We start from the raw sequence: 14,114 nt of genomic DNA, 5'->3' as shown, positions 1-14,114 counted from the left end.
CCATTCGTTTCGCGGTTGCGTGCGGCATCAGCGTCCCAGTCTCGTTATCGAAACGAAGGCACCCGCACAGACGCGCTGGGCGTGGCCAAAGGAATCGGCCGCCTTCAAGCAAACAATGCGTTGCTTTAGAGCAACGCATTGTGGCGAAAATGCAACGGACCTTGCCTTGATGTCAAGCCATGCGGGAGGAGCGATACACAGTAACGCCGAGTTCGCGAATCTTCTTGCGCAGCGTATTGCGGTTGAGACCAAGCAGATCCGCCGCCTTGATCTGATTGCCGCGCGTGGCGGTGAGTGCGGCCAGGATCAACGGATATTCCATCTCGGCGAGAACCCGGTCATAGAGACCCGCTGGCGGCAAATTGTCGCCGAATTCAGCGAAATAGCTGCGCATATTCTCTTCCACCGCTTGCGCGATGGAAACCGGACCGGAGCGCATGCCGGGCTTCTCTGCCGGGCTGGCCGCGATATCAGGCTTCAGTTCGGATTCGGCGATCTCGCGGGTGATCACGTCCTGCGGATAGAGTGCTGTCAGGCGTCGAACGAAATTTTCCAGTTCGCGCACATTGCCCGGCCAGAGATAGGCCTTCATCACGTCCAACGCCTCGTTGTCGAAACGCTTGGGTGCCATGCCCTCCTTCTCGGTCATCGCCACGAAATGGCGGACGAGATCGGTGATATCCTCGGTGCGTTCGCGCAGTGGCGGCAGACGGAGCGGCACGACGTTGAGGCGGTAATAGAGATCCTCGCGAAACAGGCCCTGGTTGATCGCCTGTTTGAGATCCTTGTTGGTGGCTGCGACGATGCGGACATCGGTGCGGATCGGCGTGCGTCCGCCGACAGTGGTGTATTCGCCCTGCTGGAGCACGCGGAGAAGGCGAGTCTGCGCCTCCATCGGCATGTCGCCGATCTCGTCGAGGAACAGCGTGCCGCCCTCCGCCTGTTCGAAACGGCCGGTCGAGCGGGCTTGGGCACCAGTGAAAGCACCCTTCTCATGGCCGAAGAGTTCGGATTCGATCAGGTCGCGCGGGATGGCAGCCATGTTGATCGCCACGAAGGGACCGTTGCGGCGCTTGCCGTAATCATGCAACGCCCGCGCCACCAGTTCCTTGCCGGTGCCGGATTCGCCGGTGATCATCAGCGTCAGGTCCGTCTGCATCAGGCGGGCCAATACGCGGTAGATTTCCTGCATCGCCGCCGAACGGCCAACCAGCGGCATGCCGTCCTGCATGTCGTCTTCCTGGCGCGGCGGCTTGCGCTTGGGCTCCGCGAGCGCGCGGCCGACAATGCCGATCAGTTCCGTCAGGTCGAAGGGCTTGGGCAGATAATCATAGGCGCCCTTTTCCGAGGCCTTGATCGCCGTCATGAAGGTGTTCTGGGCGCTCATGACGAGCACGGGCAAATCCGGCCTCAACTTCTTGACGCGCGGCAGCAGGTCGAAGGCGTTCTCATCCGGCATCACCACGTCAGTGATCACCAGGTCGCCTTCGCCGGCCGATATCCAGCGCCAGAGCGTGGCTGCATTCGACGTGATCCGTACATCGTAACCGGCACGGGAGAGCGCCTGGTTGAGCACGGTCCGGATGGCAGCGTCATCATCCGCAACGAGAATGGTGGCAGCGGTCATCTAAGGTTCCTAATCAAAATGGTGGTCCTCGCCCTGCCCGTTGGGAGAGACGGGCATCAGGACACGGAAGATTGTCTTGTTGTTCTGGCGGTCGCATTCGACGATGCCGCCGTGCCCGCCGATGATCTTGGCGACGAGGGCCAGGCCTAGGCCCGAGCCGTTGGTCTTGGTGGTCACGAACGGATCGAAGAGATGCGGCACCAGGTCGTCGGGCACGCCCGGGCCGTTGTCGATGACGCAGAACTCCAGCGGCAGCGAGATTTTCTCTCGCGATCCCGCGACTGAAATGCGGATGCCCGGACGGTAAGCGGTGGTCAGGATGATCTCGGCATCGCCCCGGTCGGCTACTGCTTCCGAAGCATTCTTGATCAGGTTGAGGAAGACCTGGACAAGCTGATCCCGGTTCGCATGCACCGCCGGCAGAGAGGGGTCGTAGTTCTCGCTGATCCTGATGTTCCGGGCAAACCCGGCCTTGGCAATCGCCTTCACATGATCGAGAACCGAATGGATGTTTATCGGCGCGCGATCCACGGGCCGCTCGTCGGAGAACACCTCCATGCGATCGACCAAAGAGACGATGCGATCGGTCTCCTCGCAGATCAGCTGGGTGAGCGCGCGGTCCTCGTCGTTGACCGACGTTTCGAGAAGCTGCGCCGCACCTCTTATGCCGGAGAGCGGGTTCTTGATCTCGTGGGCCAGCATCGAGGCCAGTCCCGTAACCGAGCGTGCGGCCGCGCGATGGGTGAGCTGACGGTCGATCTTGTCGGCCATCGAGCGCTCCTGGAACACCACGACCACCGAGCCGGGATCGGTCAGCACCGGCGCGACATAGATATCCACCAGCTTGTCTGCGCCAAGCCGTGGCGAGGACAGGTCCACCCGGTATTCGTTGACCGGCGCGCGGCGCTCGCGGACCTGGTCGATCAGCGTCAGCATCGGGCTGCCGAACGGGATATAGGCATAGATCGTGTGGCGCGCGAGATAGGCGGCGCTGGCACCGAAGAAGGATTCCGCTTCCCAGTTGGCAAACGCGATATAGCCGTCCTCATCGACGAGGATCACGGCATTCTGTATTGCGTTGAGCACCGAATTGGCAAGTTCGGCGTTCGCGGCCTTCGGTTTCTTTCGACCCTGGTCGTCGTTCATGCCGCCTCGCTCAGGGCGGGAGCCGCCGCTTCGAGAATGAGACGCCTGACGGACGCGACGACGAATTCCGGATCGCGCGAGGTCAGGACCTCGGATTTGACGCCTGACGGAACAAGCTCCGCATGGCGCTCCAGATACCACCCGACATGCTTTCGCGCATGGCGCAGACCACCCTCGGGGCCGTAGAAATCAAGCGTCATGCGATAGTGCCGCTCGAAGAAATCGGCGATTTCGCTGCGTTCCGGTGCTTCGCGCATGCCGGCGAGCACACCGGGATGCCAGGGGCGTCCTTGGGCACCGCGTCCGATCATCACCGCATCGGCACCCGAGCGGCGCAGGATATCGGCGATATCGGCCGGCGTCTCGACATCGCCATTGGCGACGAGCGGCACTTTGATCGCGGCCCGGACCTCGGCGATGCGGTCCCAGTCCGCCCTGCCCTCATAGAACTGCATACGGGTGCGGCCATGGATGGTGATCATCTGGGCGCCGAGCGCCTCGGCCTCACGGGCCAATATCGGGGCGTTGATGGAATTCTCGTCCCAGCCGAGCCGCATCTTGACAGTGACCGGCACCTTGACCGCCGCGACAGCGGCCGCAATCAGCGACAGCGCCAGTTCCGGCTCCCGCATCAGCGCCGAGCCGGACAGGCCGCCGGTCACTTTCTTGGCCGGGCATCCCATATTGATGTCGATGATAGACGCACCATTGGCTTCGGCGATGCGCGCGCCTTCCGCAAGATAATACGGGTCGCGGCCGGCGAGTTGGACGACATGCGGCTCGATGCCGGAATTCTTGAGGCGCGACCAGGATTCGGCGGTGTTGCCGACCAGTTCGCGGCTCGCCACCATCTCGGTGACGACATAGCCCGCGCCGCTTTCCCAGGCGAGTTGGCGGAACGGCAGGTCGGTGACGCCGGACATCGGCGCGAGCGCGACGCGGTTGCGAATTTCCAGCGGGCCGACGTGAAAGGCGCTTCGCAGGGAGGGTATGTTGGACTGCATATCTTTCAGGCACTCAATAATCGTGCATTATTTTTAGACATATCCGTTGGCGTTGCCAAGTGGATTCGGTGGCCGGCCTAAAAAACAAGCTGACATCCACTGGCCTTTGCCGTTAGGCGCCTATAAAGGCGAATGAAAGCAATAGCGGATCACTTGTGAATAATCATGACACTGCCTGAAGCGCCCAGGTTTGGCATATTGATCGTCGCTGCCGGGCGTGGTGAACGCGCAGGCGCCCATCCCGACGGGCCGAAGCAATACCGGCTGATCGGCGGCGTGCCTGTCATCACCCATTCGGTCAAGAAATTCGCGGCCTGGAAGCACACGGCGAGAATCGTCATCGCCATCCATGCCGATGACGAAGACCTCTATGCAAGCTGCAAGACCACGTTCCCCCCAGGAGCTGCCATCGAAACCGTTCTCGGCGGCGCGACCCGGCAGGCCTCGGTGCTGAACGGGCTCGAGGCCCTGGAGTCGAGCGGCATTACCCATGTAATGATCCATGATGCCGTGCGCCCCTTCTTCACGTCAGGCATGCTCAATGCGATTCTTGCCGCGCATATCGGAGGCGAAAAGGCGGTGCTGCCGGTCTGTCCAGTCTCCGATACGCTCAAGCGGGCTACCGACGACTTCTATATCGAAAGCACCGTCTCCCGCACCGGCCTTTATGCCGCCCAGACGCCGCAGAGCTTCGACTACCCGATGATCCTCGCCGGCCACCGGGCGGCTGCCGCGGCGGGCCTCACCGATTTCACCGACGATGCGGCGATCGCCGAATGGCAGGACATAAGGGTCAAGCTCATTGACGGCGACCGTGAAAACATCAAGCTCACCCTGAAACGCGATATCGAACTGGCGGACGAGAAGCTGATGCGAAACCACCTCCCCGATGTCCGCACCGGAAACGGTTATGACGTCCACCAGCTCGAACCCGGCGACGGGGTGACCCTTTGCGGCGTCAAAATTCCGCACGACCAGCGGCTGAAGGGCCATTCCGACGCCGACGTGGCGCTGCATGCCTTGACGGATGCGCTGCTCGCCACCTGCGGCGCGGGTGATATCGGCGATCACTTCCCGCCGTCCGACCCGCAATGGAAGGGTGCCGCCTCCCGCATCTTCCTCGAACATGCGGCAAAAATCGTGCGCGACCACGGCGGGACGATCATGAATGCCGACGTCTCCATCATCGCCGAGGCGCCGAAGATAGGCCCGCACAGGGAATCGATGCGCAGAATGCTGGCCGAAATGCTGGGTATCGAGCTCGAACGGTGTTCGGTGAAGGCGACGACGAATGAAAAGATCGGCTTCGTCGGCCGGGGTGAAGGCATCGCCGCAATCGCCACCGCGACGGTCGTCTATGGGAGAACACCGCAATGAGCAACGAAACCATCATATACGAGCTTGCCAGGGAGGTCGTGGCGCTCTGCGTCGAGAAGAACGTCATGATCGCGACGGCGGAATCCTGCACCGGAGGATTGGTGGCCGGCTGCATCACCGAAATCCCGGGTGCCAGCAAGGTGCTGGAACGCGGCTTCATCACCTATTCCGACCAGGCCAAGACAGAGATGCTCGGCGTGATGTCGATCACGCTCCGGCAATACGGCGCCGTCTCGAAGGATGTCGCGCTGGAAATGGCGCATGGTGCAATGTCGCGCTCGGAGGCCGGCATTTCGGTGTCAGTCACCGGCATTGCCGGCCCGGACGGCGGCTCGACCGGCAAGCCAGTCGGTCTCGTGCACTTCGGCGGCCGCCACTACAAGGGCGCGATGATACACCGCGAGATGAACTATGGCGATATCGGACGGCACGATATCAGGATGGCGGCGGTGGAAACGGCGCTGGAAATGATCATCGAACTCGCCAAGCTGGGCTGATCGCCTACGCTGCTGGGCTGTAAATCTTGTCCGCCCGCTTCTCGAAGGCCTCTGAGAACATGCGGAAGGCGCGATCGAACATCGAGCCCATCAACGCGCCGAGAATGCGGCTCTTGAACTCGTAGTCGATGAAGAAGACGACATCCGAGCGCCCCTCGCTCGTGTCCTCGAAGCGCCAGATATTGCTGAGATATTTGAACGGCCCGTCGATATATTTCACCTCGATCACACGCTCCTCGGGCTTGAGGAAGACCTGGGTGGTGAAGGTCTCACGGATCGCCTTGTAGCCGATGCTCATATCGGCCACCAGCAAGGTCTTGCCGTCGCGTTCCTTGCGGCTCCGCACCGTCAGGGCCTCGCAAAGCGGCAGGAATTCCGGATATTTTTCCACGTCGGCCACGAGCGCGAACATCTCGTCGGCGGTGTGGCTGGCTGGGCGGCGGGTTTCGAACTGGGGCATGATTTCGCGGCAATTATTGTTTCACTCGACTTATGTCGCCCGCGGCTTTTGCACAAGTAAGCCACTTTGACATTTTCGCCGTTGCGATGCGATAATCGGCGACAAGGCGCTGGCAACCGTTACCGCCCTGCCGTTGCCTGACCTTGTCTCGCATTCCTCGCACGCACAATTCGATACGCTTTGATGATCGCATCGGCATCGATCTCCGCCTGTTCGAGATCGGTCTGATAGTTGCACACAGAAAGCCGCATCACTTGCCGGCCGCGCCACTTGGCGCCTCCGGCGAACAAGCGGCCATCCCGCTGCAGTTCGGCGACGGTTTCGACCGTCATGGCATCGCCTGCTTCGTCGCCGAGATGTCCGCCGAAGCGGATGATCGCCTGATTGAGGACGACGTCATTGACGACCCCAATACCAACTTCCTGCGTCGCCAATTCGGCAACCCGGCGGGCTGCGGCGCAGTTCCGCTCGATCATCTCGGCAATGCCCGCGCGGCCGAGATGTTTGATCACTGCCAAGGTGGCGAAGCCGCGCGCCCGGCGGGAAAGCTCCGGCACGTAATGCGACGGGTCGCGCTCGTCCTCCGCCGCCGCCGGCAGATAGCTTGCGGCGATGGTCATGGCGCGGCGGTGCACAGCCTCATTGCGAACGATGGCGTAACCGCAGTCATAAGGCGTCTGGAGCCATTTGTGGCCGTCGGTCGCCCAGCTATCAGCAAGCTCGACACCCCTCGTCAGATGTCGGTACGATGAAGTCACCTGCGCCCAGAGGCCGAAGGCGCCATCGACATGGACCCAGGCTCCCCTCGCCTTCGCCATCGGAACGATCGCAGTGAAATCGTCGAAGCAGCCGGTGTTGATCTGGCCGGCCTGCACGATCACGATGACCGGCCCTTCCACGCTGGCGATTGCGCGCTCGAATTGCGGCACCACCATCCGCCCCTGCTCGTCCGTCGGTACGCGGACGACCCGATCGTGACCAAGACCAAGGAATTGCAACGCGGAAAACACCGTCGTATGGGCGTCGTCTCCGATGACGACGCTGATCTGCGGCGCGCCAAACAGGCCATTGCGATCGGCATCCCAGCCGGCCTGATCGAGGACAAAGCTGCGGGCGGCTGCGAGGCCGGTGAAGTTTGCCATGGTGGCGCCGGTCACGAAGCCGACTGAAGCGCTCGGCGGCAGACCGAGCATTTCCACCAGCCAGCGGCCCGCGATCAGCTCCGCTGCCGCCGCGGAAGGCGTCGCGATATGGTTGCCGGCGTTCTGGCCCCAGGCGCTGGTAAGCATGTCTGCCGCGACGCCGACCGGATGCGAGCCGCCGATAACCCAGCCGTGGAAGCGTGGCCCGGTCATGGCGTGCAAGCCGGGTTCCGCCTTTTCGACGAGATCGCGGATGACAGCATCCTCCGAGATTCCCGCTTCGGGCAACGGCTCGGAAAACAGATCGACGCAATCCGCATACATCCGCGCCGGATGATGCGGCCGTGTCGCCGAGCCCTCGCGAAAACGGGCAGCCTCGCGCGCAGCCTGCGAAAAAAGAGCGGCTATATCCATGACGTCCTCCTGATGGGCATCAAAGCCTTGATCAGGAGTGTCCTTCAACCTCGCTCAGGCTGCAACCCGAAAATATCGGACCAGGATGGCTTCAAGCGACGGCCTTGGCCAGCATCTTCTCGCGCGCCGCCTTCAGACGGGCAAAATCGTCGCCGGCATGGTGCGAGGAGCGGGTCAGCGGGCTCGAGGCCACCATCAGGAAGCCCTTGGTATAGGCGACCGTCTCGTAGGACTTGAACTCATCGGGTGTCACGAAGCTCATCACCTGATGGTGCTTGCGGGTCGGCTGGAGATATTGGCCGATGGTGAGGAAATCGACATCGGCGACGCGCAGGTCGTCCATCAACTGCAGCACTTCGTTGCGCTCTTCGCCAAGTCCAACCATGATGCCCGACTTGGTGAACATGGTGGGATCGAGTTCCTTGACCTGTTGCAACAGCCGGATCGAGTGGAAGTAGCGGGCCCCCGGACGGACCGTCAGGTAGTTCGACGGCACGGTTTCGAGATTGTGGTTGAAGACATCTGGCTTGGCGGCCACGACGCGCTCCAGCGCACCCGGCTTGCGCAGGAAATCCGGTGTCAGAATCTCGATCGTCGTCAATGGCGACGTCTCGCGGATCGCCCGGATCACGTGTTCGAAATGTTCGGCACCGCCGTCGTCAAGATCGTCGCGATCGACGGAGGTGATGACGACGTGGCTGAGGCCCATCTTCTTCACCGCCTTGGCGACGTTGGCGGGCTCTTCGCGATCGAGTGCCAGCGGGCGGCCGGTCGAGACGTTGCAGAAGGCGCAGGCGCGGGTGCAGATCTCGCCCATGATCATGAATGTGGCGTGCTTCTTGTCCCAGCACTCACCGATATTGGGGCAGCCGGCTTCCTCGCAGACGGTGACGAGGCGGTGTTCCTTCACCAGCGCCTTGGTCTCCTGGTAGCCCTTGGAGACGGGGGCGCGCACACGAATCCAGTCCGGCTTGCGCAGCACTTCGGTATCGGGCCGATGCGCCTTTTCGGGGTGCCGGACCCGCTTGTCGAGGCTCACAGTGTCGAGAATGGTGACCATCAGATTCCCCGCGGACGCAAAAACGAGGCCGCGGCGACACGCGCCACGGCCTCATTTGAAATAGTTCTAAAGTGAGACGGATTCAACTGCCGCGGCGAAGCATGCGCCCCAGCGCGATCAAGATGCAGGCGCCGATGAAGCCAATGATCAGATAGGCGATCCAGCCCGTGTACCCGACGTTCAGCAACGATCCGAGAATGAAATTCAGAAGCGCGGCACCGACGATGCCGAGAATGATGTTCATGAACAAGCCCATATTGGACTTCATAAACATTTCCGCGAACCATCCGGCCAGGCCGCCTATGATGATTGCCGCGATCCAACCTACGCCATTGAGTTCCATGGAAAATCCCCGATTCTTGAGTGTCTGACACGTCAAGAACGCCGAAAGCAGGGAAAAGTTCCATCGGGCCGCTGGTCATCAGGCGTTCAAGGCCCTGCCATAGGCGTCGAGCACGCTTTCCTTCAGCGTCTCCGAAATGGTCGGATGCGGGAAGATCGTGTGCATCAGCTCTTCCTCCGTCGTTTCGAGGTTCATCGCCACGACGAAGCCCTGGATCAGTTCGGTGACTTCCGCGCCGACCATATGGGCGCCCAGAAGCTCGCCGGTCTTCTTATCGAAGATCGTCTTCACCATGCCCTGGTCCTCGCCGAGCGCGATCGCCTTGCCATTGGCGACGAACGGGAAGCGGCCTACGCGGATTTCGCGGCCATCGGCCTTCGCCTTGGCTTCCGTGATGCCAACCGAAGCCACCTGCGGGTGGCAATAGGTGCAGCCCGGGATCTTGAGCTTGTCCATGGGATGGACATTGGGCAGGCCGGCGATCTTTTCGATGCAGATAACCGCCTCATGCTCGGCCTTGTGGGCGAGCATCGGCGGGCCGGCCACATCGCCGATCGCATAGATGCCCGGTACATTGGTCTTGCCGTAGCCATCGATGGCGATGAAGCCGCGATCGGTCTTCACGCCGAGGGTCTCTAGGCCAATGTTCTCGACATTGGCCTGGACGCCGACCGCCGAGATCATCCGGTCGGCGGTGATCTCCTGCGTCTTGCCGTCCTTGAGTTCGACCGTCGCGGTGATGGAATTAGCTGTTTTGACGACCTTCGTGACCTTGGTGTCGAGCAGGATCTTCATGCCCTGCTTCTCGAACTGCTTCTTGGCGAGCGCGGAGATTTCCGCATCCTCGACCGGCATCACCTGTGGCATGATTTCCACGACGGTCACGTCGACGCCCATGGTGCGGTAGAAGCTGGCGAATTCGATGCCGATGGCGCCCGAACCCATGACCAGCAGCGATTTCGGCATCTCATCCGGCTTCATCGCCTCGAAATAGGTCCAGATCAGCTTGCCATCAGGCTCGATGCCCGGCAACGCACGCGGACGGGCACCGGTGGCAATGATGATGTGCTTGGCGGTATAGGTACCCTCGCCCAGCGTGTTCTTCGGCAGCGGCGCCTGCGGCTCGACCGGCTTCTTGGTGGTCTTGGCGACGACGATCTCGCCGGGTTTATCCCCTGAGGAAGCCTTGGTCAGCTTCGCCTCGCCCCAGATCACGTCCACCTTGTTCTTCTTCATGAGGAAGCCGACGCCGCCGTTCATGCGCTGGGCGATGCCGCGCGAACGGGCGACGATGGCCTTGAGGTCGGGTGACACGGTGCCCTCGATCTTCAGCCCGTAATCGCCGGGATGCTTGGCATAGTGATAGATCTCGGCCGAGCGCAGCAGCGCCTTGGTCGGGATGCAGCCCCAGTTCGAGCAGATGCCTGCGAGATGCTCGCGCTCGACGATCGCGGTCTTCAGCCCAAGCTGTGCCGCCCGGATCGCGGCGATATAGCCGCCCGGACCGGAACCGATAACTATGACGTCATAAGCGTTCGACATGGGTGTTCCACTTCCTGGCAAATATTGGTGAGGCCCGTGGGCCTCACATTCCGAGCATCATGCGGACGATGGGCTCCAGCCCGCGCCCGATGGCGGCGGTATTCTCGGCATCGAGGTGAATGCCGTCGATCGGCGTCGTCTTCGCCACCGCACCGGCATCGAAGAAGCCGCAGCCGAGGTCGTCGGCAAGATCGCGATAGACGGAGGCGAGGTTGTGGCTCTCGCCGATCCGGCCTGCGAACATCGGCCCCAGCAGCGCATGGTCCGTCTCGCAGAACGGCGGCGGCGAGACGAGCAGGATGTCCGGCTCGCTCTCCATGCCCATCGGCCAGGCGTGATGACGGATGATCTCCACCAGCCGCGTCAGGCCATGGCCGACGATCACCGCATTGTTGGCGAAGACCGGCTTGAGGTCATTGGTGCCGAGCAGGATGATGATCAGGTCCAGCGGCGCATGGGTTTCGAGGATCGTCGGCAGCAGGCGCGCGCCGTTGCGATCACAATCGGCCGTGTGGTCATCATAGACGGTCGTGCGGCCATTCAGCCCTTCCGGGATGACCCGCACGCCGTGACCAAGGCCTTTCTGCAGCACGGACGGCCAGCGGTTTTCGTAGGCGTGGCGGGTATCGTTTTCCGCATCCACGCCCCAGGTCAGGCTGTCGCCAAAGCAGAGAACTGTTTTCATGTTGTTCTCCGATGTCTTAAACCAGCATGCCCATCGGGTTCTCGATATACCGCTTGAAGGCCCCGAGCAGTTCCGCACCCAGTGCGCCATCCACCGCGCGGTGGTCGGTTGACAGCGTCACCGTCATCACCTGCGCAATCACCATCTGCTTGTTCTTCACGATCACCCGCTCCTGCCCGGCGCCGACCGCAAGGATCGTCGCATGCGGCGGGTTGACGACGGCGGCGAAATTGGAGACGCCCATCATGCCCATGTTGGAGACCGAGGTCGTGCCGCCCTGGTATTCCTCCGGCTTCAGCTTGCGTTCCTTGGCGCGCTTGCCGAGGTCCTTCATTTCGTTGGAGATCGCCGACAGGCTCTTGAGCTCGGCATGGCGGACGATTGGCGTGATCAGGCCTCCCGGGATCGAGACGGCGACCCCGACATCGGAATGCTTGTGCTTGACCATGTTGCTGTCGGTCCAGGAGACATTGGCATCCGGCACGTCGCGGAGCGAGAGCGCGAGAGCCTTGATCACCATGTCGTTGACCGAGAGCTTGTAAGCCGGCTTATCATCCTTCTTCGGTGCCGCATCGTTGAGCTGGGCACGCAGTGCCAGCAGCGCATCGAGCTCGCAATCGACCGATACGTAGAAATGCGGAATCGTCTGCTTGGACTCGGTGAGCCGGCGCGCGATCGTCTTGCGCATGCCGTCATGCGGCACGAGTTCGTATGAGCCTGCCTCGAACAGCTTGAGCACGGATTCCTCCGACGCACCCTTTGGTGCGGCTGCCGGTGCTGCCTGTCCAACCGATGGGGTCGCTGCTGGTGCTGCCTTGGCGCCACCGGAGGAGACGGCTTTTTCGACATCCGATTTCACGACGCGGCCATGCGGGCCGGAGCCTAATATGGCTGAAATGTCGAGTCCGGCTTCCTTGGCCAGACGGCGTGCGAGCGGCGACGAGAACGTGCGCTCACCGGATTTTGCTTGCGGCGCCGAACCCATCGGGCTGGCAAACGCACCGCCGGTCACGACGTCGGATTTGGGTGCAGCGGCGGGCGCGGGCGTCGCGGCAGTTGCCGGAGCAGCCTCGGCCTTTGCCGGAGCAGCGCCACCACCGGATGCGGCAGCCTTCACATCCTCGCCTTCGCCAGCGAGAATCGCGATCACGGCATTGACCTTGACGCCTTCGGTGCCGGCTGGAACGACGAGCTTGGCGATCGTGCCTTCATCGACGGCCTCGACTTCCATCGTCGCCTTGTCGGTCTCGATCTCGGCGATCACGTCGCCGGATTTGACGGTGTCGCCTTCCTTGACCAGCCACTTGGCGAGGTTGCCCTCTTCCATGGTCGGCGAAAGGGCGGGCATGGTGATATTGATGGGCATGACCTTGCCTCCCCGTTACTTGTAGCAGACGGCTTTGACCGCATCGACGACTTCGCCGACATTCGGCAGAGCCAGCTTTTCGAGATTGGCCGCGTAGGGCATCGGAACGTCCTTGCCCGCGATGGTGATGACGGGTGCATCGAGATAGTCGAAAGCCTCGCGGCTCACCCGGTTGGCGATGAAATCGCCGACCGAGGACTGCGGATAGCCTTCCTCGACGGTGACCAGACGGCCGGTCTTCTTGACCGATTCGATGATCGCCGGCAGGTCCATCGGGCGGATGGTCCGGAGGTCGATCAGTTCGACATCGATGCCGATCTTTTCGAGTTCGGCGATCGCCTTCAGCGCATAGGTCATGCCGATGCCCCAGGAGACCATGGTGACATCCTTGCCCGCGCGATGCAGCCGCGCCTTGCCGATCGGCAACAGGAAATCATCCATCTTCGGCACGTCGAAGGTCTGGCCGTAGAGGATTTCGTTTTCCAGGAAGATGATCGGGTTGGGATCGCGGATCGCGGATTTCAGCAGGCCCTTGGCGTCGGCCGCCGTATAGGGCTGCACCACCTTGAGGCCTGGAATGTGGCTGTACCAGGCGGCGTAATCCTGGCTGTGCTGGGCGCCCACACGGGCTGCGGCACCGTTCGGGCCACGGAACACCATGGGCGCGCCCATCTGGCCGCCGGACATGTAGAGCGTCTTGGCGGCGGAGTTGATGATCTGGTCGATCGCCTGCATGGCGAAGTTGAAGGTCATAAATTCGACGATCGGCCGGAGACCCGCCATCGCAGCGCCGACGCCGAGACCGGCAAAGCCATGTTCGGTGATCGGGGTATCGACCACGCGCTTGGCGCCGAATTCCTGCAGCAGGCCTTGCGTCACCTTGTAGGCGCCCTGATACTCCGCGACTTCCTCGCCCATGACGAAAACGTCGGGATCGCGCCGCATTTCCTCGGCCATGGCGTCACGCAGTGCTTCGCGGACGGTGGTCGGCACCATTTCGGTGCCCGCGGGGATCGACGGATCGGCCGGAATATCAGCTTTCGGCTGGGCAGGAACGGGTGCGGAAGCGGCCGGTGCCGGCGCTTCGCTTGTCACGGGCGCCGGAGCAGCTTCAGCCTTGGCGGCAGGCGCCTTGGCGTCGGAGGCGCTCTCGCCGTCCTGCAACAGCAGCGCGATCGGCGCGTTGACCTTTACGCCCTCGGTGCCGGCGGCGACGAGCTGCTTGCCGAGCACGCCCTCATCGACGGCCTCGACTTCCATCGTCGCCTTGTCGGTTTCTATTTCGGCGATGACGTCGCCGGATTTCACGGTGTCGCCTTCATTCTTCACCCATTTGGAGAGGGTTCCCTCCTCCATGGTGGGCGACAGCGCTGGCATGAGAATCTCTATCGGCATCTTGGTTCACCTGTGGATAGTGTGCGGCGGCAGGCGCCTTGAAAAAGGTATCCGAA

Annotated in this window: 13 protein-coding genes; 2 read left to right on the top strand and 11 right to left on the bottom strand. The window is 62.2% G+C overall.

The annotated features are described in order from the left end of the window. Positions 1–172 precede the first annotated feature (172 nt). Genes ntrC through dusB form a run of 3 tightly spaced genes read right to left on the bottom strand, consistent with a single transcriptional unit; the run spans position 173 to position 3,777 of the window. On the bottom strand, positions 173–1,627 hold the full coding sequence (gene ntrC, locus IHQ71_RS10505) for a nitrogen regulation protein NR(I) (RefSeq protein ID WP_258161913.1): 1,455 nt from the start codon (positions 1,625–1,627) through the stop codon (positions 173–175). Positions 1,628–1,636: 9 nt separating this feature from the next. Continuing rightward, on the bottom strand, positions 1,637–2,773 hold the full coding sequence (locus IHQ71_RS10500) for a nitrogen regulation protein NR(II) (protein WP_258161912.1): 1,137 nt from the start codon (positions 2,771–2,773) through the stop codon (positions 1,637–1,639). Beyond that, positions 2,770–3,777, bottom strand: a complete 1,008-nt coding sequence (gene dusB / locus IHQ71_RS10495; RefSeq protein WP_258161911.1) for a tRNA dihydrouridine synthase DusB — start codon at positions 3,775–3,777, stop codon at positions 2,770–2,772. Before dusB ends, IHQ71_RS10500 begins: the two co-directional genes overlap by 4 nt. 165 nt (positions 3,778–3,942) lie before the next feature. Here dusB and IHQ71_RS10490 point away from each other — a divergent pair, with 165 nt between their 5' ends. Both IHQ71_RS10490 and IHQ71_RS10485 read left to right on the top strand, forming a co-directional pair. Then, positions 3,943–5,154, top strand: coding sequence for a bifunctional 2-C-methyl-D-erythritol 4-phosphate cytidylyltransferase/2-C-methyl-D-erythritol 2,4-cyclodiphosphate synthase (locus IHQ71_RS10490; protein ID WP_258161910.1), 1,212 nt, complete (start codon positions 3,943–3,945; stop codon positions 5,152–5,154). Then, positions 5,151–5,651 carry a CinA family protein gene (locus IHQ71_RS10485; protein WP_258161909.1) on the top strand — a complete coding sequence of 167 codons (501 nt, stop codon included), beginning with the start codon at positions 5,151–5,153 and terminating at the stop codon, positions 5,649–5,651. Before IHQ71_RS10490 ends, IHQ71_RS10485 begins: the two co-directional genes overlap by 4 nt. Positions 5,652–5,655: 4 nt before the next feature. Here IHQ71_RS10485 and IHQ71_RS10480 read toward each other — a convergent pair whose 3' ends face one another. The 8 genes from IHQ71_RS10480 to IHQ71_RS10445 form a co-directional block, all read right to left on the bottom strand. Continuing rightward, positions 5,656–6,111 carry a type II toxin-antitoxin system RatA family toxin gene (locus tag IHQ71_RS10480; protein WP_258161908.1) on the bottom strand — a complete coding sequence of 152 codons (456 nt, stop codon included), beginning with the start codon at positions 6,109–6,111 and terminating at the stop codon, positions 5,656–5,658. A 119-nt stretch (positions 6,112–6,230) separates the two neighbouring features. Beyond that, positions 6,231–7,667, bottom strand: a complete 1,437-nt coding sequence (locus tag IHQ71_RS10475) for an aspartate aminotransferase family protein (protein ID WP_258161907.1) — start codon at positions 7,665–7,667, stop codon at positions 6,231–6,233. Positions 7,668–7,758: 91 nt separating this feature from the next. Beyond that, positions 7,759–8,727, bottom strand: coding sequence for a lipoyl synthase (gene lipA / locus IHQ71_RS10470; protein ID WP_258161906.1), 969 nt, complete (start codon positions 8,725–8,727; stop codon positions 7,759–7,761). A gap of 82 nt (positions 8,728–8,809) precedes the next feature. Further along, positions 8,810–9,070 carry a GlsB/YeaQ/YmgE family stress response membrane protein gene (locus IHQ71_RS10465; RefSeq protein ID WP_258161905.1) on the bottom strand — a complete coding sequence of 87 codons (261 nt, stop codon included), beginning with the start codon at positions 9,068–9,070 and terminating at the stop codon, positions 8,810–8,812. Positions 9,071–9,148: 78 nt separating this feature from the next. Then, a complete protein-coding gene (gene lpdA, locus IHQ71_RS10460) occupies positions 9,149–10,612 on the bottom strand; it encodes a dihydrolipoyl dehydrogenase (protein ID WP_258161904.1) in 1,464 nt (487 codons plus the stop codon). A gap of 43 nt (positions 10,613–10,655) precedes the next feature. Beyond that, a complete protein-coding gene (locus IHQ71_RS10455; RefSeq protein ID WP_258161903.1) occupies positions 10,656–11,297 on the bottom strand; it encodes an SGNH/GDSL hydrolase family protein in 642 nt (213 codons plus the stop codon). 16 nt (positions 11,298–11,313) lie between these two features. Beyond that, positions 11,314–12,624 carry a pyruvate dehydrogenase complex dihydrolipoamide acetyltransferase gene (locus IHQ71_RS10450; protein ID WP_374990016.1) on the bottom strand — a complete coding sequence of 437 codons (1,311 nt, stop codon included), beginning with the start codon at positions 12,622–12,624 and terminating at the stop codon, positions 11,314–11,316. 54 nt (positions 12,625–12,678) lie between these two features. Beyond that, positions 12,679–14,058: a pyruvate dehydrogenase complex E1 component subunit beta gene (locus tag IHQ71_RS10445; protein WP_258161901.1), complete on the bottom strand. Its 1,380-nt coding sequence runs from the start codon at positions 14,056–14,058 to the stop codon at positions 12,679–12,681. Between the last annotated feature and the right edge of the window lie 56 nt (positions 14,059–14,114).

The organism is Rhizobium sp. TH2 (assembly GCF_024707525.1).
Taxonomy (GTDB): Bacteria; Pseudomonadota; Alphaproteobacteria; order Rhizobiales; family Rhizobiaceae; genus Rhizobium_E.
Note: the sequence above shows the minus strand (reverse complement) of the source record. Positions and strands in the feature narration are given on the sequence as shown.

Bases quoted from the DNA above. Each gene is read 5' to 3' on its own strand.
- ntrC (WP_258161913.1), bottom strand. From the start codon at position 1,627: ATGACCGCTGCCACCATTCTCGTTGCGGATGATGACGCTGCCATCCGG.
- IHQ71_RS10500 (WP_258161912.1), bottom strand. From the start codon at position 2,773: ATGAACGACGACCAGGGTCGAAAGAAACCGAAGGCCGCGAACGCCGAA.
- dusB (WP_258161911.1), bottom strand. From the start codon at position 3,777: ATGCAGTCCAACATACCCTCCCTGCGAAGCGCCTTTCACGTCGGCCCG.
- IHQ71_RS10490 (WP_258161910.1), top strand. From the start codon at position 3,943: ATGACACTGCCTGAAGCGCCCAGGTTTGGCATATTGATCGTCGCTGCC.
- IHQ71_RS10485 (WP_258161909.1), top strand. From the start codon at position 5,151: ATGAGCAACGAAACCATCATATACGAGCTTGCCAGGGAGGTCGTGGCG.
- IHQ71_RS10480 (WP_258161908.1), bottom strand. From the start codon at position 6,111: ATGCCCCAGTTCGAAACCCGCCGCCCAGCCAGCCACACCGCCGACGAG.
- IHQ71_RS10475 (WP_258161907.1), bottom strand. From the start codon at position 7,667: ATGGATATAGCCGCTCTTTTTTCGCAGGCTGCGCGCGAGGCTGCCCGT.
- lipA (WP_258161906.1), bottom strand. From the start codon at position 8,727: ATGGTCACCATTCTCGACACTGTGAGCCTCGACAAGCGGGTCCGGCAC.
- IHQ71_RS10465 (WP_258161905.1), bottom strand. From the start codon at position 9,070: ATGGAACTCAATGGCGTAGGTTGGATCGCGGCAATCATCATAGGCGGC.
- lpdA (WP_258161904.1), bottom strand. From the start codon at position 10,612: ATGTCGAACGCTTATGACGTCATAGTTATCGGTTCCGGTCCGGGCGGC.
- IHQ71_RS10455 (WP_258161903.1), bottom strand. From the start codon at position 11,297: ATGAAAACAGTTCTCTGCTTTGGCGACAGCCTGACCTGGGGCGTGGAT.
- IHQ71_RS10450 (WP_374990016.1), bottom strand. From the start codon at position 12,624: ATGGAAGAGGGCAACCTCGCCAAGTGGCTGGTCAAGGAAGGCGACACC.
- IHQ71_RS10445 (WP_258161901.1), bottom strand. From the start codon at position 14,058: ATGCCGATAGAGATTCTCATGCCAGCGCTGTCGCCCACCATGGAGGAG.